The sequence below is a fragment of the Aquimarina hainanensis genome, assembly GCF_042684685.1.
Taxonomy (GTDB): Bacteria; Bacteroidota; Bacteroidia; order Flavobacteriales; family Flavobacteriaceae; genus Aquimarina; species Aquimarina hainanensis.
Genome location: NZ_JBHULX010000004.1, coordinates 522,305 through 542,711 on the forward strand (window position 1 = coordinate 522,305; position 20,407 = coordinate 542,711).

At 35.8% G+C, this 20,407-nt stretch carries 14 protein-coding genes; 3 read left to right on the forward strand and 11 right to left on the reverse strand.

Annotation, left to right across the window (positions count from 1 at the left end; translation table 11 throughout):
* Positions 1–45: 45 nt before the first annotated feature.
* The 5 genes from ACFSTE_RS07590 to cdd all read right to left on the reverse strand — a co-directional run bounded on the left by ACFSTE_RS07590 (position 46) and on the right by cdd (position 7,755).
* Positions 46–1,329: a RagB/SusD family nutrient uptake outer membrane protein gene (locus ACFSTE_RS07590; protein WP_378257259.1), complete on the reverse strand. Its 1,284-nt coding sequence runs from the start codon at positions 1,327–1,329 to the stop codon at positions 46–48.
* Between the two features lie 12 nt (positions 1,330–1,341).
* Positions 1,342–4,809 (reverse strand): TonB-dependent receptor, encoded by a 3,468-nt coding sequence (locus tag ACFSTE_RS07595; protein WP_378257257.1) that lies wholly within the window; start codon positions 4,807–4,809, stop codon positions 1,342–1,344.
* A 151-nt stretch (positions 4,810–4,960) separates the two neighbouring features.
* Complete coding sequence (locus tag ACFSTE_RS07600) at positions 4,961–6,097, reverse strand: FecR family protein (protein WP_378257255.1); 1,137 nt, start codon at positions 6,095–6,097, stop codon at positions 4,961–4,963.
* A gap of 106 nt (positions 6,098–6,203) precedes the next feature.
* On the reverse strand, positions 6,204–6,785 hold the full coding sequence (locus ACFSTE_RS07605; RefSeq protein ID WP_176028610.1) for an RNA polymerase sigma factor: 582 nt from the start codon (positions 6,783–6,785) through the stop codon (positions 6,204–6,206).
* 487 nt (positions 6,786–7,272) lie between these two features.
* Positions 7,273–7,755, reverse strand: a complete 483-nt coding sequence (gene cdd / locus ACFSTE_RS07610) for a cytidine deaminase (protein ID WP_176028611.1) — start codon at positions 7,753–7,755, stop codon at positions 7,273–7,275.
* A 477-nt stretch (positions 7,756–8,232) separates the two neighbouring features.
* Between cdd and ACFSTE_RS07615 the strand changes: the two genes are divergently transcribed.
* Together ACFSTE_RS07615 and ACFSTE_RS07620 are read left to right on the forward strand one after the other, a co-directional pair.
* Positions 8,233–9,108, forward strand: a complete 876-nt coding sequence (locus ACFSTE_RS07615) for an alpha/beta fold hydrolase (protein WP_378257250.1) — start codon at positions 8,233–8,235, stop codon at positions 9,106–9,108.
* Between the two features lie 54 nt (positions 9,109–9,162).
* Complete coding sequence (locus ACFSTE_RS07620) at positions 9,163–9,387, forward strand: methyltransferase family protein (protein WP_378257248.1); 225 nt, start codon at positions 9,163–9,165, stop codon at positions 9,385–9,387.
* Between the two features lie 105 nt (positions 9,388–9,492).
* On the opposite strand, the gene ACFSTE_RS07625 is transcribed toward ACFSTE_RS07620, so the two are convergent.
* Complete coding sequence (locus tag ACFSTE_RS07625) at positions 9,493–10,125, reverse strand: LysE family translocator (RefSeq protein WP_176028614.1); 633 nt, start codon at positions 10,123–10,125, stop codon at positions 9,493–9,495.
* 133 nt (positions 10,126–10,258) lie between these two features.
* Between ACFSTE_RS07625 and ACFSTE_RS07630 the strand changes: the two genes are divergently transcribed.
* Complete coding sequence (locus ACFSTE_RS07630; protein ID WP_378298050.1) at positions 10,259–10,744, forward strand: Lrp/AsnC family transcriptional regulator; 486 nt, start codon at positions 10,259–10,261, stop codon at positions 10,742–10,744.
* A 67-nt stretch (positions 10,745–10,811) separates the two neighbouring features.
* Here the strand turns inward: ACFSTE_RS07630 and ACFSTE_RS07635 are convergent, their stop codons facing one another.
* From ACFSTE_RS07635 to ACFSTE_RS07655, 5 genes are all read right to left on the reverse strand, one after another.
* Positions 10,812–15,716 (reverse strand): DNA repair ATPase, encoded by a 4,905-nt coding sequence (locus ACFSTE_RS07635; RefSeq protein ID WP_378257243.1) that lies wholly within the window; start codon positions 15,714–15,716, stop codon positions 10,812–10,814.
* A gap of 405 nt (positions 15,717–16,121) precedes the next feature.
* Positions 16,122–18,257, reverse strand: a complete 2,136-nt coding sequence (locus ACFSTE_RS07640) for a flotillin family protein (protein ID WP_378257241.1) — start codon at positions 18,255–18,257, stop codon at positions 16,122–16,124.
* Between the two features lie 16 nt (positions 18,258–18,273).
* Complete coding sequence (locus ACFSTE_RS07645) at positions 18,274–18,996, reverse strand: hypothetical protein (protein ID WP_254884121.1); 723 nt, start codon at positions 18,994–18,996, stop codon at positions 18,274–18,276.
* Positions 18,997–19,008: 12 nt separating this feature from the next.
* Positions 19,009–19,722 carry a PspA/IM30 family protein gene (locus ACFSTE_RS07650; protein WP_176028618.1) on the reverse strand — a complete coding sequence of 238 codons (714 nt, stop codon included), beginning with the start codon at positions 19,720–19,722 and terminating at the stop codon, positions 19,009–19,011.
* A gap of 3 nt (positions 19,723–19,725) precedes the next feature.
* Positions 19,726–20,121 (reverse strand): YbjN domain-containing protein, encoded by a 396-nt coding sequence (locus ACFSTE_RS07655; RefSeq protein WP_176028619.1) that lies wholly within the window; start codon positions 20,119–20,121, stop codon positions 19,726–19,728.
* Between the last annotated feature and the right edge of the window lie 286 nt (positions 20,122–20,407).

Below are 20,407 nucleotides of genomic sequence, written 5' to 3' on the forward strand. Positions count from 1 at the left end.
CGAATATCCTGGTTTGTTCTCTAAACTTTCAAAAGCTACTTCAAATTAATAACCTGGATTTTGCTTAATTCCGGTTAGATCTATTTCTCGTTGGGGAATAGGGAGCAATAACTGATTTTGTTCGGTTACATTCTCCAGTCGCTCTAATGCTTTATTGGTCCGGACTAAATCATACCAATAAAAACCTTCTGCATAAAACTCCTTTTGTCTTTCGTCAAGGATTGCATCGATAAATCCTTCCTGATCGGTAATGGTCGTATGAGATGCTAATCCTCTGATATTTCTTAGTTGGTTCAATCGAGCCATTCCAGATGGGAACCCTTGTGCTTCTGCACTAATTAAGTACATTTCTGCCATTCTGCTCACGACCACCGGCATATTTCTGCTTTCGGAATACTTATTTACAATATTCTGGCTGTTGAATGTCGTAATAGATGCATTTTTTCTTAAGTCTTGATCCGAAAACAACTGGTTGAATATAATATCGGTAGGAGCAAACTGTTGAGATCCTGATATGGGATGATCATTAGGATTAAATACTACGTATTGTCTTACGAGTTCAACAGGCGTATTACCTAAAGAAAAGATAACTTCTTTGTTTCCATTTATACTAAAAATGGAGGCAAAATCTGTAGCCAATGAAAATTGACCAGAAGAAGAGGATATAACATTTTCTGCCATGATCAATGCTTCTGAGTGATTCCCTGTTGCTATATATACTCTTGCGAGCAAAGCTTGAATGGCTTCTTTAGAAACAAAATTTTGATTGCTAAAATCATCGGCTAAAGGGAGCGCATTGGTCAGATCAGAAATGATAAAATCCCAGGTGCTATCAATTGTACCTCTCTGAACAATTTCAGTGGTGTTTTTAGATATTAATGGCACTCCACCAAATCGTGTGACCAGATAGTAATACGACAGTGCCCTGAAATACAAAGCAGTTGCTTCTTCTGTTTTGAAATCACCTTCTAAGTTATCGATGACTTCCAGTGCTAAATTAGCACTGAAGATGGCTTCATAAAGTTCTATCCACCAGCTTTCTGTTTGTGTTGGGTTTAGTCTGTTTCGTATATAATTTACATCATCTCCTGCAAATAGAGGAGTTGCTTCAAAGTGATGTGCTAACAAATCAAAATCAATAAACCTGTTACCAATGCCAATAGTAGATTTATTATATACTCCATTTATCAGTTGTGGTAAATCTGAAGCAGTTAATTGAGATGGGTCGATACTCTCTTCAGGAAATAAGTTTAATTCATTAGAACACGATGCTGTTAATAGCATGATGAATAAGATATAAAACAGACTGTATTTTTTATATAATTTCATGATTCCCAAAATTTAAAAGTTTATAGTTAACCCTAATATTACTGTTCTTAACGGGGGAGCTGTCAAGAAATCTGCGCCAAATGTTCTAGGGTCAGAACTATCTGAAGCTTCGGGATCATATCCGGAGTATTTCGTAAAAGTAAATAAGTTTGTTCCGGTAGTGTAGATTCTAAAATTATCCACAGATAATTTTTTTATAAGGGTATCGGGTAATGAATATCCTAATGTGATGTTTTTTATTCTGAAAAAAGAACCATCTTCAACCCATCTTGATGATGCTTGATTATTATGAAAAGCAGCACCTGTTCCACTGGCAATTGCTCTGGGAGTTGTGTTACTCGTTCCGGGACCGGTCCATCTGTTTTGAGCCGTACTTCTCAACATACCAAACTGTGAGAATCCTAATCCATCGACTCCTCCACCAACTCTGATAGATCCAGCAGCTCCACCTGCCAGAAAGCCTCCTGACCGCCAGGCAGCATAGATGTCATTTCCTATTGAAAAACTGGAAAATATAGATAGATCAATATTTTTATATTTAAAACTATTATTGATACCTCCAAAAGCATCGGGAAAAGCATTTCCTACAATTTGTCGATCACTGGCATTAATCAGACCGTCATTGTTAATATCTTCATAGATAACATCTCCTGCTCGTACACCATTTGCGGCTAATGAAGAAGGAACGTCACTATCAGACTGATAAATTCCTATTTGTTTTAGGAGATAAATTGACCCGATAGCTTCTCCTGTTTTTAAAACATTATATCCTAATGGAATGGGTTTTTCGCTTAGGAGTGACGTAAGTTCATTCTTGGCTGTAGAGATATTGAAATCCAGATTCCATGAAAAAGAATCAGTATTTATAATAGACGTATTTATTCCTAGTTCAAACCCTTCATTGGTCATACTTCCAATATTTTCAGAAAAGGTTGTAAATCCGGAGGTTCCATGTACAGGACGATCGTATAATAAGTCATCAGTATCCCTGGTATAATAATCCATTGTTACTTTGATTCTACTATCAAAAAGATGAAGATTTAACCCGATATTTGTCGAACGGGCTTGCTCCCAGGTTAGATTAGGATTGGCTAATTGGTTTGCTGTAAGACCGCTATTGCCCAGGTAGTCTGCTCCTCCGGAAACAAGTGCCAAAGAATTATAATTACCGATACTACTAGTACTTCCGGTGACTCCATAAGAAGCTCTTAGTTTTAAGAAGCTGACCCATGAGTTTTCTTCTAGAAAAGGTTCGTTGGAAAGAATCCATCCTGTGGAGACAGAAGGGAAATTTCCATATCTTTTTCCATCAGCAAATCTCGAAGAACCATCCCGTCTAAAAGATGTGTCTAATAAATATCGATCTTTAAAAGTAAAAGAAACTCGTCCCAAATATGAATCCAGTGCATTTTCGGACTTAGCCCCAAATGCAAACTGAGTGGCTGCTGATGAAATTGCAGTAAATGAAGGAGAGGGGAAGTTTCTCGCATCGATTAATGAAGATTCGATTACTTGTTTTTGGAACGAATGAGCTACAGTAGCTTTTAATTCAAGGTCTTCCCAGTTTTTATGGTAGTTAAAAAGATTTTCTACCAGAATATTGGTTAATATATTTCTCGAATCAAATACCTGACCATTTACATTTCTACCTCGGGGATGTAAGGGAGATCGGTAAGTATTATCATGATATGTACCATAATCGAGATTAAATGAAGGGGTGTAACTAAACCCTTCGAAAGGTTTGAATTCTCCAAAAACGGTTACAATACCTCTATAGGTTTTGTATTTAGAATCTTGTTCATTGATAACCTGTACTCCGTTATGTCGGGTTAATGTAGCAGATCCCCCAATATTATAGCTTCCGTCGGGGTGATAAGGTTGATCAGCAGGTCGCTGTTCTAAAGACCGAACCAATAATCGTAGACCTCCTTCATGACTGGCTACCCTGTTATTAATACTGTGATTACCTATTATATTGGCTCCGAATTTGGCTTTAGCATTAAACTTGTGTTCGATTGTAAGTTTTGTAGAATACCTTCCGAATTCACTTTTTTTGAACCAGCCTTCCTGATTAAAATACCCAAGCGAAGTATAAAATCTGGTTTTATCATTTCCTCCGTGGATGGAGAGGTTGTGATCTTGGATGAGCGCACTTGAATTTGTAATTCCTGCTGTCCAGTCATATTCTGTTTGACCTGGGGATAAAGGATTTGAAAGCGGAGATAAAAAACCGGAATCACCAGAAGTCAGTCCTTGATCGGTATTAAAATTATTTCTGGCCTCATTATTAACTTCTAACCAAAGTGCCGTATTCGCAGTGTGAATTTTTTGAGGAGCATGCTGAATTCCGGCATAGGTAGAAAAGTTTACTTTGGCCTTTCCCTGTTTTCCTTTTTTGGTACTAATGATAATGACCCCATTGGTTCCTCTGGAACCATATATAGAAGTTGATGCAGCATCTTTTAAGATATCAATACTTTCGATATCATTAGGATTCAATAGCGCTAATGGACTCTGACTATTAACAGTACCAAAAACCTGATCATTAAGTGACGAAGGGTCTGTATTATTGATTGGGATTCCATCGATAACGATCAGAGGCAGGTTGTTTCCTTGCAAGGATCCGATTCCTCGGATATTAATCCTTTGTTGCCCCCCAGGGGTTCCGGACGTAGATGCTATCTGAACTCCGGGAACACGACCTTGTAAAACATCATCAGTAGCTAAAAAACCTGCTTTTTCGGTCTCTATTACATCTATGCTGGAAATAGACCCGGTTACTCTTCGTTTACTTTGGGTTCCGTACCCAACAACTACTACTTCATCAAGCTTATCAGAATCTTCCTGTAGTGTAATTTTTAGCTGGGTTTGATCCGTTATATTAACTTCTTTGGAAATAAACCCGAGATACGAAATGTGAAGAATTGGATTGGGATGCTTCAGTATAATCGTAAAATTTCCATCAAAATCTGTTTGTGTTCCATTAGTAGTTCCTTTTTCAATAATATTGGCACCAGGTAATGGAACTCCATTTTGGTCATATACACTACCTTCTAAGATGTGTTCTTGAGGTTCTTCTGCCTTCGGCTCCTTTTTTACTTGTTTTGATGGAATGGAAGGTTTTTTCTTTAGAATAATTTGATGTTTTCGATACACCATATAAATATCCGTACCTGAAAATAATTTTTTTAGGACATTCGATATCTTTTGATTCTTGGCATGAACAGAAAGAACTTTGTTTACGTCAATTTTCTTATGGTTATACAAGAAACTATATGCTGAGATTGACTCTATTTTGGTAAGAATAGTTTCTAGTTTGACATTGCTCATTTTTAATGAAATGCGCTTGTCTTGAGAATATGTGTTTGCTTTAATCTGAAAAAGAGAAATTATTAATAAGAGTGTTGTTAGCTTCATTTTCAGGTCAAAATTGGATAATAGTATTCGATAGAAGAACCTATCTAAGTCTAATTTTTTCATACTTTTGTTTTGATTTTTTTGATTTTCACCATTTCGATTAAATCATTAACCGAATCCAGAAATGCTCCAACATTCTCTGGATTCACTTTTTAATTAATGATCTGTTGTGGGATTGATTTTTATGTCATAGGCATAGTGTTTTTGATAATAGTTATTTAGTGATTGATATAATATTTCCTTTTCTTGTAAATGAAAAAGGGGTGTCTTCGCTAAAGGTTTTTAGAATTTCCTCTATGGTTTCTCCATTAAAAGAGGCAGAATAAATTTGGTGATTCAGTAATGGATAGTCATTCTTTATTTGTATATCAAAATGCCTTTCTAGCGTCTCTGCAATGTGTATAAAAGACATTTTTTTAAAGACTAATTTTCCTTGTATCCATGCTATATAAGGTTGAACATCAACGCTGTCAACAATTATTTTTTTTGCGGTTTTATTCCAGCTTCCCTTTTGTCCAGGGGTAAGTTTAACACGGGTAGAAGAAATAGCCGTTTTTGGGGTATTGTATAATTCAATAGCTCCTTCTACTAAAACTGTTTGGATGTCAGGGGATGTCCCATAATGTGATACATTAAATTGAGTTCCAAGTACTTTTATGTGAATTTGGTTAGCGTCAACAATAAAAGGGCGGGAGGGATCTTTGACAACATCAAAATACGCTTCTCCCTGGATCGAAACATGTCTTGTTTCTTTGTCGGAAAACTGTGTCGGATAACTAATAGTACTTCCTGAGTTTAGTTTTACCTTTGTTCCATCAGATAAGACTAAGTTGAGACGTTTACCGAAAGGAATAGATAACTTGTTATATGCAGTATTGGTGGCTTTTTTATTTTTAAAATATTTTATTTCATTCCCTTTCTTTTCTCCAATGACATTGCCATCCGTATCCACTATCTTATGAATTCCATCTTCTGAAAGTGTTTCTATTTTCCCATTGTCAAGTGTAAGGGTGATATGGTCCCTTTTGCTAATTAGGCTATCAGTATTCGAAGAAGTTGCTAAATTGATAATGGTGTTTTTAAAAAAATATAGACTTCCTATCAAGCCTATGAAAACAGCAGCATATTTCAGAAGGTTATTTATGCGAATGCTATTTTCGTCCTGCTGTATTTGATTTTTTATTTTAGAATATATTCTTTTTTTTATTTCGTCTTCTGATTCGATCTGTTCATTCCATAAAGCTTTTTCCTGAAAACTTTCGTAATAGTCCATCAGGATTTGCTCCTCCTCAGGAGTTGCCTTTTTTGCGAGATATTTCTCTAGCAAGAATAAAAAATGTTTATCATCCATTTTTTAAATAGATTTCATAGTTTATTATGAGCGGTATAATAGAGTAGTGTTTAAAAAAAGAAAGTACCCCTACTTGAAACTTCTTTTTTTTTGAGAAAAGTGTAAATCAAAATGTTTGATGTAAGAGCCATAGAGTGATTGTAGAGTACCAGGTGTTTTTTTTAGAGGCTCTAATAATTTGTAGCGCTTTGGATATATGATTCTCTACGGTTTTTGTAGAAATGTTAAGTTTATGAGAAATCTCTTTATAACTCATCTGTTCTACACGACTTAACCGAAAAACATTTCGACATTTTTCGGGAAGGGACTCAATGATGGTATTGATTTGTTCAGATAATTCTTTGTGCAGTAATGCAGAATCAGTAGAAACATTTAGAGATCTGTTATCTAGTTTGTTGATGTATGGAAGGTGGATATATTTGTTGTTTTTCTTAAGCTGAGCAAAAACTTTATAACGAGTACAGGCGTATAAATACGATTTTAATGAAGTGGTTATTTCTATTTTTTTTCGGTTGTTCCATACGTCTACGAAAACTTCTTGAGTGATGTCCTCACAAAGCGCTTTATTCCGAAGAACATTATAAGAGGAACTGTATAGTAGTTTCCAATACCGATTATACAGTTCTGTCATTGCCGAAGCATCGTTTTGGCTTAAACGTTCAAGTAATAAAACATCGGAATTTGACATAAAATTGACTAAAAAGGGTGTAGTAAATATATAAAAAAATATATGCAAAGGTTATAGGAAAATAATTCAAGTGGATTATCCCAGTATTAATTTTATGGGGTTGTGTCTTATTTTTTATTTAATTTATTTGTAGTTGCTTATCTTTTTTTGAGAAAGATGAATTTCAGTTTTTAGAAGAATAACAATAAAAAAACAAAATAGGAATAGGTTGTGTTATTTATAGAATGAAGTTTAAATAAAGCAGTTTTTGAAGATAGGTAAATACAGGATTATATATGCCCGGTCCCTCTGATATCCAGAGGATGTGTCAGGAGATAATGAGGGATGCGCAATAAGGAGGTTTCCTCAATAAACCTAGCTGTAATATTCAGGGAACCTTGAAATTAATATTCTAAATTCTGCTATAACATCCGGAGAGCTGGTTGAGGTTGTCGATTTCTTTTACGAGAACCTCTTATTTGTTTATAAAGACATAGGAGATTTTCTGTTATACAAAAGAGCTGTCAAATGAAAAAGGTAATAAGGATATGATAGAATCCACTTTATACACTTCTCCTACGGCTCCCATAAACAAAATTTCGATAGCTGAGTTTTGATTGATTTCATATTCAGATAATGTCTGTCGGCAGGCTCCACATGGGCTAATAGGTTTATTCACTACATATGTCGAAGAACTGGCAACGATGGCTAGTTTTTTTATGGTTACTCCGGGAAAATCAGATCCTGCTTTCCAGATGGCAACACGTTCTGCGCACATGCCAGATGGATAGGCAGCATTTTCTTGGTTATTTCCCAGAATAATTTGACCATTTTCCAATAACAAAGCAGCACCTACTGAAAACTTGGAGTAAGGAGCATATGCTTTGTTTTTGGCTTCTATAGCGTTGTTCATTAATACTTGGTCTTCCTGCGGAAGCATATCAATATTCTTATAGATATAAGCTTCGGTAGTGTGTTTGATCTCTTTCATACGAATACGGGATAAGAGGTATTGGTTTTATATTGTTTTGGAAGGGCTTTTATATGTTGAAGCCTGTTTCCGATCATCATATTCTAAGGTGATTTATACCTGCAGAAATGACCTTGTTCCAATAAAAAACATCCGGTCGACACAAGTGTTCTTTTTAGAGCAAGGGAATAAAAATAACAAATAATAAGCTACTTTTTGCAAATTATTAGCAATTTTGCACAATCGTTTGTTCTGAGTGTTTGTTTTTTGCGTTTTTCTCTGATCAAAGTGCCGCTTTTTAGGAGGATGGATGTTTTTGGTTGAGGTTGCTTTTTTTATTTCTATCATCCCGATGTATAAATTATCAGAAAGAAAGTATACAATTGCAAATCATACTAAAAAGAGATGATATGACTTCATTTTTAATTAATTTATTGTTATTTCATAAAAAACCATAAGGTGTTTTTGTGCTTATAATTGTTGTAAAAACAGTAACATATGGGGAATACGATTAAGAAAGAAATTAAAATTGGGGAAAATATACTGGAATATAAAGAGGTTGGTCAGGGGATTCCAATGTTGTTTATTCATGGAGCATTTTCGAGTGGAAATACCTGGAGGAAGGTAATTCCTGCACTCGCGAGTCATTTTCGGTGTATCATTCCGGAATGGTCATTAGGGGGACATAAAATCCCGGTAACAAATAACATGAACCTTGATCCGGAGGGAGTTGCTGATATTATCTCAGCAGTATTGGAAGCACTTTCTATAAATAAAACTATCTTGATAGCTAATGATACAGGAGGAGCATATGCTCAGGTTTTTGCAGCACAATGTCCTCAAAAAGTAATTGCGCTTGTCTTGAGTAATTGCGAAGGGTTTGAAGTTTTTCCTCCTAAAAAGTTTGCATCACTAAAAACAATGGTGAAAGTTCCGGGATATATGTGGATTATGGCTAAGTTGTTTTCCTACAAACCATCGCTAAAATGGGATATGGCATTTGGGCTGTTATCGCATCAGTTGACAAAGGAAGAACTTTATGAATATTATGTAAAGAACTTTTCTGAAAATAAGCACATACGAGAAAATTTTAAACAATTGGCCTTGGGCTGGGATCCAAAATATACACTAAACGCGGCGGAAAAATTAAAAGATTTTAAAAAACCTGTGTTGCTGCTTTGGGGAATGGATGATACAGTATTATTTCCTGTTGAATTGGGTAAAAGGATAGCATCTATTTTCCCAAATGCTACTTTTATAGCAGTTGATAAGGCAATGACTTATGTTCAGGAAGATGATCCGGATACATTTATTGAAGGGATTCTATCCTTTACAAAAGAACACCAGCTGGAAAGAATATCTGAAGTTTTATAAGAGGGTTTATGACTAACGTTTTATTTATTGAGTATTCGTATTATGAGTATATGAGTGAAAGAAACACAGAGCAGTCTGTTTTTTGAAGAAAAACTTATTTACCGTTTTAGGAGAAAACCTATAAAGCAAAGTAGATATAGTATCTTTGAAGGAATACTTGGTGCGGTTCTATGGCCATGGGTAGTTCGTCAGATAGAAGAGAAAGATATGAAGAATAGGTTTGGAGATGAATATGAAGTATATAAGAAGAAAGTACGTTGTTGGATACCTAAAAGGTAAATTTCTTCAGAAATAATACGGGACGTTTATATCTTGATCATAGGATAAAGTATACGCATTGTATTTTTTGAGTTTTAGAAAGGGAAGTAACCTATTAGAGGGGGATTAAAAAAACGCAAGTTTACTTGCTAAAATGATAAAAACAACGGCTGTTACGAGGTCTAATTTCTTTTTTATAGACGGATTTTTTCTGATGCGATCAGATGCTTTGGAAGCAAAAAAGACAAGAGAAAAGCACCACAGCACTCCAGTTGTAATAAATGTGGCGCCAAGCAATACAAAAGGAAGAGCTTCTTTGGAATGACTAGTCGCTACAAATTGAGGTAAAAAGGCAAGAAAAAACAATGCAACTTTAGGGTTCAGCAGATTGGTGAGCACCCCTGAAAAGTAAATGTCTCGCCCTTCAGGAATAGGAGATGCAGATTGTACTGTTGTGGTTTTTGTTGTAAAGAATTCAGTATAGAGAATTTGTCCTCCTAAATACAGCATGTATAGGGCTCCTGCATATTTTATGATATCAAAAGCGACCGGAGATTGAGCAATTAATAATGAAATGCCAAAGGCGGTAAATATACAGTGAAACAACGCTCCGGTAGCTATGCCCATTACGGATAAAAAACCTGCTTTTTTACCTTGAGAAATACTTCTGCTCAAAATATACATAGTATCTGTTCCAGGAGTAATATTTAATAATATTCCTGATAGGATAAATACCTCATAATTAATAATACCGAACATATTTGTTTCTTTTTTTGATGATTATTGATTGCGTAAAATTAATTGTAGTAGCTGGTAAAACACCACGGAAAACATGGTTTTTGGTTTGTTATACAAAAAAAGCAAGCGTATTTTTGGAAAAAAACAATGGATTATGATTAAAGATGATTTGGATTGGAAAATACTGGAAGTGTTGCAGCAAAACTCCAGGACTCCCTATGCCGTGATAGGAAGAGAGATTGGGTTATCTGCCTCTGCGGTAGCAGAGCGGATTCAGCGTTTAGAAGATTCAGGAGTTATCGAAGGGTATGCCACAACGATTAACTTAAAAAAAGCAGGCTTACCCCTTTCGGCTTATATTTCTATTCAGGTACAAAAAACGAACCATGCTACTTTTGTTTCATATATAAAAGAGTTTCCCGAAGTAATTCAATGTAGTCGTGTTACAGGAAAGGATTGTCTGATAATGAAATGTGCCTTAAAGGATAGTAGTCATTTGGCGAATGTAATTGACCGGTTGGCCGTTTATGGAGATCCGACAACTTTGGTTGTTCTGTCTGAAGTGATCAGAAATGGAATGATTTGTAAAGAAATTATAGAATTGGCAGCAGCATTGGAGGCAGGTGATATGCCAGATTAATACATATGATGATATAAAAGCCCTTGTTATGAGCATAACAAGGGCTTTTTGTATAAGAGAAAGGAAATTATTTTTCTAACCCTTTTTTTAGTACGTCCTGTATCCCGGAGAGATGCTCACTGAATTGCATCATCTGAGCTAAGACTTGTGCCATCTCATTCTTATTACCAAAACCTTTGAGTTTATTGTTTTTTACAAAGGTCTCCTTGATGGTGTTCCATCGTGTTATTTCTTCTGTAGAAATAGTTTCTGTAAGCTCTTTGTATTTTAGAAGGTTAGCTTCTGCTGCACTTGTCAGGGTTTGAGATTCGCTCTCATAATGAGAAAGAAGTAGTGTTTCCAATTCTTTTTGGTTCATAATAGGTACTACTTTCGCGACGAGTTTGTTCATATCTCTATAAGAACCTTGTAATTTGAAAGAAGGCTCTGTACGGTAGGAGTCCTCCATAGCAGCAGATTTAATATACGTAGCATTCACCTGCATTACTGTGTTTCGGATGGTTACAACTTTTTCTAGTACAGCCAAATATTCTTCGGTTTCCTGTTTGGTGTAATTCCCCTGTAATTCGATTCCTTCTCTATTTCCGGTTTCTATGATTTCTACGAAACGATACAAATCCTCAAAGTTTTTATTACTTAGCTGATGTAATATCGGGTTGGAAGTCATCGCATTTTCTATTAAGCTAAGCTTAAACAAGGCGGCAGTATCTCCTATAATATCTCCCAGATTATAGATATCGGCTCTGTTTGCTAACATATCGGGAATCTGGAATTTCTCTCCACTTTCGGTATATGGGTTTCCAGCCATGATCACACAGAATTTTTTACTTCTGAGGTCATAGGTTTTTGGAACACCATTATATACCCCTTCTATTTTCCGGGTTCCGTCAGCCAGGGATATGAATTTTTGTAAAAACTCAGGATTACAGTGTTGAATATCGTCTAGATATAACATCACATTGTTCCCCATCTCGAAGGCGAGATTCAGTTTTTTTAATTCTTCTCTTGCGGCAGCATTAGTAGCGGCCATCGGATCTACAGAAGTTACCTCATGACCAATTGCAGGACCGTTTATTTTCATAAAGACGAGCCCTAAACGATTCGCCATATACTCCATTAAGGTTGTTTTTCCATATCCAGGAGGAGAGATGAGAAGCAACATTCCCATTCTATCAGTACGTTTACTATCTCCGATACTTCCTAATTGCTTGGAGAGGTTATCTCCAAAAAGAGGAAAATAAACCTGATCTATTAATTTGTTCCGGACAAAAGAAGAAAGAACTTTCGGCATAAACTCCGTTAGCTTTATATCTTCTTTTAACTGCTCCGTTACCTCATGTTTTGCTTTTCGATATGCTTCATATGAAGGTACTTCGATAGTTGCAAATTGCTGAAGTTTATTGCTGAAATGGTGATAATCGAATATAAATTGCCCTTCGATAACTGTCGGATGACTGCCTGTTAAGCCTTCGATTTTTTGTATAGGGCTTACATGAATGATATTGGTATTTGATTCATGTAAGTATAAAAACAGGCATACGACCTCGTGTGCATATTGTTCTTTTTCTGGGGTTGTCGTTTTGATAAAAGACGAGACCCACTGTAGAGCAAGCTGAATCCGGTCTGTGGCATGGGTTTGTGCAATGTCTTCGGGAATAGGCTCATGTAACTTTTGATATAGCTTAGAATACATGTCCTTTTTTTTCAGGGTGGTACAGAAAGCTTCGTAAAGCTCATGAGCTGTTTGACTATAACAAAAGAAATCATTGTTTTTTAGTTCGTCAAAAATGTAAGAAGCAACCATCTCCGGTTCGAATATGGTCATTTCATCTATAAGTGAAGTCAATAACAGACTTTCTTTTATGTCCTTAGTTAGCGAATGAATTACTGTTTTATATGCTTCACTATCCGGAAATATACGCAGTACTTCTCCCGAGGATTTGATGCGGTGGTTCCAGTATGTTTGTGCCTCTTCTGCTAGGTTGTTCCAATAATACTGTGCAAAAGCCCTGATTGTAGCAGGATATCGTAATAAACCGAGATCATGATCTTTGGTAATCAGTACTTTTAATATTTTGGCAGCATCTAAATCGTGTACTCCCTTTACATAGCCTTCGGCATAATTTTTACTGCTTTCTTCCCTTATCAGTCCTAATAAGCTTTCTTCTGACATGCTGAGTAACTGGTCCGCTGTACCGGTTTGTTGTTGCCTATAGATTTTATATGCTAAATAACAGGCACGGTAGATACTATTGTTTTCAGAAATGAGTTCCTGATCCCAATATTTTTTAGAATTCAATAAGATTTCATTCTGTATCTCCTGATAGAAGTCGGTTCCTGTCAGATGGTATTGTAATTGCTGATCTTTATATACAATGGTAAGGTCCAGCGGCTGTTTGTTTACACCAAATTTATGTTTCCCTAGTTTGATTACATTCTCTCCATCTTCATAGAGGTCTTGTTTGTCTTTTAACTTACGGGTAGCATCTTCTTTAGAAACTTTTAGAGCTGTTTCAATAGTTTCTGCTTTTCCGACATCATCAAGCTCTTTTAGCTGATCGATAATATCTCTTAGTTTGGCGATCATTAAATCAGAGGCAAAGTACCCATTGATATCTGTAACGCTACTAAAACTTAATGCCTTTTTGCTTACTCCTTTCAGGATTCGATTGGCAGCATTTTCTAAAGCAACGGCTTTTTTGTTTCTGGCTTCAATCAGGCTGTTTTTTCTAGCTTCAAAAGCATTATAGACTTCTTCTCGTTTTTCAATAATCTGAGTGATAAACTGATCAAAATCTGCAAATCGCCCTTCAAGATCTTCTAGTTGTACAGAAACTTTATTCATTAACTCATCCGTTTTTTCAGGTGTTTGTGCAATATCAAGATAATTGATAATACTCTGGTCTACCAGCTTTAATTGAGCAGCGAATTCTGCACTGGCTTCTCTACTTCCAAGAGATTTTATTGCATTTTTAATTCCTGCTTTTAATTGGTTAATTGTCGCAAAAATTAATGAGATATTATCGATGATTTTAGTAGAGTGAGCGGTATCTTCAATTTGTAAATTGGAGACGATATCAATAAGCATCTCTAAATCTGTGGCTATTTGATTGACGGCTTCTTCGAGTTTTTTTGCCTCAATAACCTTTTTGATAGTATCTAATTCGGCTTGTTTTTCTTCTACCCGTTGATGATAGGGAAGTAGTGCCTTATCATCTAATAAGAATTGTACACAGCGATGAGATATTTTTTCAGTTTGCTCTTCTATTGCGTTTTCCAGATCTGTAATAAAAGTTTTATCTACATATCGAATGTCATTAAGACTGATTACTTCTCCTCTCAGGGTTCTGAGTTGTGCTAGTATCTGTACAAAATCATCAATAGATCTAAAAGAACTGCTCTTTATCTTATTGAATACCTGATCGGCTTTTTCCTGTGTTTCCTTGGTGCTTTGTTTGGCAGTTTTGCGTAGTTGCACTACCTTATCGAATTCATCAATGGCTGCATTAGAGGCATTTTTGATTTCTTCTAAAGGAATATCCAGTCTACAGGTTTCTTCTTCGCGAATCCAATAATAGCTATCGATAATGTCCAGAGATGCTTGAGATACATCATTGTATAGACCATCGTAATTGTCTTCTTTGTTAAGCAAGGTGATTAGGGCATTACACTCTGCCATTGCTTTGACAATATCTTTATTACCGATTTTGTATAAAAGAGTGTCAGTATGTTCTGATGGAATGGCATCTCCTTGGATAAATGGAGTCTGCCATATTTGAATTACATGATGCTTGGTTTGCTCATCTTCTGTTTTGAAATAGCAGAGTTCTCCATGTTCTAACAGTGTAAATCCAGTACATACAATAGGAGTTTTGACTTCCTGTTCTATGACATTGTATGACATTAGTACATAATGCCCGTTTTCTTCTTCATAGAAAATATACAGAAAATCTTCTCCGTTAGGGGAACTTAGTTTTTTTTGAAATTTTAATTCAGAGATAGAAAGTCCGAATAATTTAAAAGCTCCTGATTGGAGATAATATCCATTAGGGAAAATGATTCCCTGATCATCAGGAAGGAGAATACAGGATTCCCCAATGCTTTCGATTTTCTTAACCTCTTGTATTTTGTGATTGTATACGAAATATCGAGGAGCTTCCTGAAAAGGTTTTATTTCCAGAGCGATGAGGTTTCCGAGGTCAGCGTATCTGAATTGCCCGTCGTCTAATGTCTGATCTACATGTACTACAGGTTCATCCAGGATTCCTTTGCCATCATCTGTATTATCTTCTATTTTTATGGTGAGATCTCCTCCGATCGTTTCTACAAAAACTTTGTCCATGATAGAAATATGGGAATGCGTTCCGTATCGGTGCATATCTCTGTTTACTTCTGTCCATTGAAAGTCATGTTGTGTAGGGAAGGTATACTCATGATCGCTTCGATTATCAATATAGGTTAAGGTTCCTTCATTGATCAGCCATTTAAATGTTTTAATGTCTGTTGTACTCTCACTTAATTGAAAGACCATGTGTAGGTAATTGCCTATGATGGCAAATTTGGAAAAAATGGTATTTCTATAATATTTGTAAAGATTGGTAAAATCATTAATGAAGAGTTCATCTTCAATGCTGGTCAGGGGTTGGGCTACAAAGTGATCTTCCTCGTAAGTGTAGATACTAAAAACATCTTGTAGTGTGATTTCAGTTCGTAGTCCAAAGTGTACGTTATAGCCGAATAAACAGTGATTTCCAATCGTAACAATATCTCTGGCGATACAGTTGTTTTCTGTATTGATTCTGTTATTGGCAATGAGTTTGGTTTCTACGCTTCCGAAAACATCTTTTCTCGCTGTGTTGAGTTCTTGCAGACGTTTTTGTAGTTCCGTTTTTTGAGATTGCAATCGCTTTTGAATAATCTCATAGGTTCCCCCGTCTAATGATAGATGCGTATTGTCTTTATTTTCTTCCATAATAGCAATTGCCGCTAGATGTTATCAAAATTAGTATAGAAGTGATGTTTGTCTTATCGGATGGTAATCGTTATAAGTGGGGTGTCACTTCTGGTTAGCTTATATGTTTGATCATATATTTAGTAAACTCCTCATTATATACGAATGATGTGTATATAAAAACAAGATGGAAACATGGATATATGCTTGTCTACCTGTTGTTTTTTGAGTACTTGTGTAGTGTACCCGCTTTTATCATACCAAGGACTTCTTTTTTAATATTGCTGTTTTGACTTTCCCCGTACCCCATCATCGGGAAAAGTTGTTGAAATCTGGATATCAGAAGTTAAAAAACATTGGTAAAGTTCACATAGGATTCTCTGGATGTATCCTTGTTTTTGTAGGGATACATCCAGAGAAGTTCTGTTATCTAAGCTTTTTATCTGATAACCCCATTCCTTTGGCAAGATTAAGCAGGTTGCTGAACAAGTCATTTTCTGACGGGTCATTTGATTTCTGCTTTAACGTTGTCAGTAGGTTAGCAATTGTCAGGTTCTTAATATCTTCTGTAGAGATATTGTATTTCGTAGCAAACTCTTTGACTTTGTCTAATAAGTTTCCTTTGATGTCATCGCTTCCCAGGATCGCATCTTTTACATCCTGAATGTTGTCTGAGTGTTGAACCAGTCTGTCGAATCCTTTGGCTTTGGTCACTTGTCCTATAATCTGATCAAAGAACATTGTCTCTCCTCCAACAATATCAATATTCGCTGCTTTAAGTGCTTCTGCGATTACGTGTGCTTGTGCATCGGCGATTTCTTTCTGGATATTGATTTGAGCAAGGTCTACTTTTAATTCTTTTTCTAATTTTAGTTTGAACTCTTCGTGCTCTTTTCCAACTCCGTCTAGTTTCTTCATCGCTTCGGCTTTTTGTTCGATTCCGGCAGCTTCTGCTAATGCGATTTCTTTATCTCCTTCTGCTTGTGCTAGTGCAATTTCTTTGTTTCCGGTCGCTTGTGCTAGTGCTTTTTCTCTGATTATTTCTGCTTCTGCGATTCCTTGAGATTTAAGTGCTTCTGCTTTGGCTTCTATTCCAGCCGCTTCTGCTTTGGCAGTTTTTTCGATAATGCTAGCTTCTACAATTCCTTGTCTTTCGTTAGCATCAGCCTTGGCATGCATCACTTGTGCTTCAGACATTCCGATGGTTGCTTCTTCTTTTGCTTGTGCTTCTGCTAATGTTTTTCTAGCTTCTGCTTCTTTCTCACTAGCTTCTTTCTGTGCCTGTGCTTCAATATTAATTTCTTCAGCTTTTTGTTTTGCTGCTTCTTTTTGAGCCTCAGCCTCTTTGATTGTTTTAATCAGTGCTTCTTCTGCTTCTGCCTGAGCAATCGTAATTTTTACTTGCTTTTCTCGATCAGCTCCCTTGAATGCCTGAATATCTTTCATATTCTCTTGTTCTTCAACTACTCCTTTTTCAAGCATTACTCGGTCTCTGATTACATCCTGAATGTTTTTCTTTTCTACTTCGACAACTTTTTCTTTTTCGATCTGTGCCAGTGTCACAATACGCTCTCTTTCGGTAGCTTCTAACATTCTGTCTTTTTCTACTCGTTCTGATTCAACGGCATTGGTACGTTGCTTGTTTTTCTCAGCGACAATTACCTGACGTTGTTTATTTTCTTCTGCAACCTGAACTTTTTCTTCGGTTGAGATTCGGGCAGTCTCAGATTTTAGACGCTCTTCTTCAGCGACTTTTAACATTTCAGCTTCTTCTCTTGCCTTGATGTTGGCAATTTCTCTTTTTTGCTGTTCTTCTTTTTCTGCTAACTGCTTGTCTAATTCCAGGATAGCTTCTCTGGCTTCTACATCTTGTTTGCGGATTACTTTTTCTTCATCTCTTTTGATGAGATTGGCTTTGATGTTTTGAGTAGCGGTTAGCTCTGTAATTTTCTTGATCCCTTCTGCATCGAGAATATTATCAGATTTAAGGAAACTAACTGGGGTTTGTTCTAAGTAATCAATAGCACAATCTTCTAGTGTATATCCGTTGAGGTCAGTTCCGATGATATCTACAATTTCATCTCTGAATTCACGTCTTGCTTCATATAATTCTGTAAACTGGAATTTTTTTCCAACTGTTTTTAATGCTTCAGAGAATTTTGCTTCGAATAAGTCTTCTAGGGTAGAGATGTGAGAAGCTCTTTCACAACCTATGGTTTGTGCTACTTTTTTAATGAACTCCACATCGTTGTTGACTCTGACGAAAAAAGCTACTTTGATGTCAGCTCTCATATTGTCTTTACATACCAATCCGTCATTTCCTAATCGTTCTATCTGGATTTTCTTAACAGAGATATCCATAATCTCTACTTTGTGAAATACAGGGACTACGTATAGTCCTCTGTCTGTGGCTACTTTGGTTCCCTTAAACCCGGTACGAACAAGTGCCTGCCCTTGTGGCACTTTTTTGTAAAACATTGCGATGATGGCAAAGTATACAATAATCAGAAATAGAATGAGCCCTAATCCAATTACAATGAATGGTAATATTTGTTCTAACATTTTTTGGTTTATTTATTTAGTCATTATATGATTGTACGAAATAGTGATTGTGATCTTCTGATTGTTTGATAATCAGTATTTTTTCCTTATAGTTTATTTGCTCCCCATGAAGTGATTTTATATATATTGTTATTGGATTTTTGTCAATTACAATTTCTGCGGTACCTAATTTACTTTCAGCAATAGTAGATTGTGATATTCCAGTTCTTCCTATTAGATCATAGGCTTCATCTCCATCCTGATTCAGGTTTTTAAAGAAACTCTTAAATGGAGTGGTAAAGAATTTTGTTAGCAGTAATGAGGGAACAATTCCTGCTAAGAAAATCACGTATCCCATACTGTGATCATAGGTATGCGTTATTGTTGTTGTTATTGTCGTACATAACCACCAGATAAATATCCAGGCAGAAAATGTAAACATGAAGGGAAGTCCGACAAAATTAAAATAAATTAATAATATTTGCCACCATTTTAGAGGTTTTCTCTTTTTGCCAATAACATCTTCTTTATTGATTTCTGTATTGGCAATATCTTCAAAATCCAGGTTTCCCCCTTCTATACTTGTGTCTGTATCGATTTCGAAATCCGTATCGATATCTGCGTCTATATCTACGTCGACATCCAGGTCAAAATCAATTCCAGAAATCATGGTAAATATCCAGTATATAACGAGAAGGAGCATTAACAGCGTTAATACCAGGTTTACAGGTGAAAATATGATGTTGAGAAAATTGTCCAAAGGTGTTCGTGTTTACTGGTTGTCTTTATTGAATCCTAATTGTTCTTTAAGTTTGGCTAAGTCATCTTCTGCATTGGCTTCGGTAAGGTCAATCGCTTTATCAATTTCTTCATCAATAGACTTTGATGTATTAGCAATATCTCCATATGCCTCTGCAAGTGCTTCTTCCTGTATTACTTTTTCTTTCATACGTTCTAACATACTAACAGTACTTGAGCTGTCAATTTCAGCCATTTGCTTGTTTAGGTTTTTGGTTGCTTTAGAAACCTTTACTCTGGCTTTTAATGTTTTTAGCTCGTTTTCGTATTTGCTGATAGTTTGTTTGATTTCCTGTACATTTTTTTCGAGTTGTGCTACAGACTTATCAAATTTTTCGGACTCTTCTTTAGTTCGAGATGCATGCTTACTTGATTCTTCTTTTTTGATCAAAGCTTCTTTAGCCAGCCGGTCTGCTTCTGTAGCTGCGATATCTCCGCTTTGTGCTTTTTTTAGAATTAACATGGCTTTTTGCTGATAATCTTGTGCCTTTACCAGGAATTCTTCGGTTTCATTTTTAGAACGAATAGCCAGGGCTTTTACCTGCGCCAACGCTTCCAGGCTTTTTTCCAGATCAGATTTCATATCTCTGATCCCTTGTTCGGTCATTTTTATAGGGTCTTCCATTTTATCAATTGCGGAATGCGCTTCTGCCTCCCCAATTTTGAATAATCGTTTGAAAAAGTTCATAGCTTAATATTTTGAAAAATTGATAATTTGCTCAGAGTATTCTCCTAAAAGAAGACTAAGTGAATTTAAGGAACCTTCCAGTTCATTAAGGTCTAAGTTTTCTACTTGTAGAGTGTCTCTGAAAATAACGCGCTCTCCAGTTTGGTCTAATACGAATGCCCCATGGACAATGTCTCGATTCTTTTGTAAGAGGCTTTTGTATACCTGTTCATTTTTGTTTTTAATATCAAAAACATGTTGCTCTATAATTAATATGGGAGTGGCAATCCCTAGGATAAGGTTACTAATACCTTCACTTTCTTTACTAATCATAATGATCCCGTCCCCTTGGTTCTCATGCGTGATGTTGTAGTTGAGTTCTAGTATATAATCCTTTACCTGTTGAAAGTGATTCTGCATAAATTTATGTTTGATTGATTATTTGTAGAATGTTTAGTATGTGTATCAATATTACAAAAAGTTACATAAATGTTCTGCGAGATCCATAGCCTTGTGTGCTAAAAGACATAATATGACAATCATTGGTTTTATTGTTTTTAATTAGTGATTTTGTTTTCATGCTAAAAATTTTAGTAACGTAGTAGCTTTTCCCCCGAAAAGAAATACAATAAGAAAGTATTTCTACTAAAATTAGCATTATTGAATTATATTAGCTAATATTGTTAGTGTAAAAGTACAATATTTT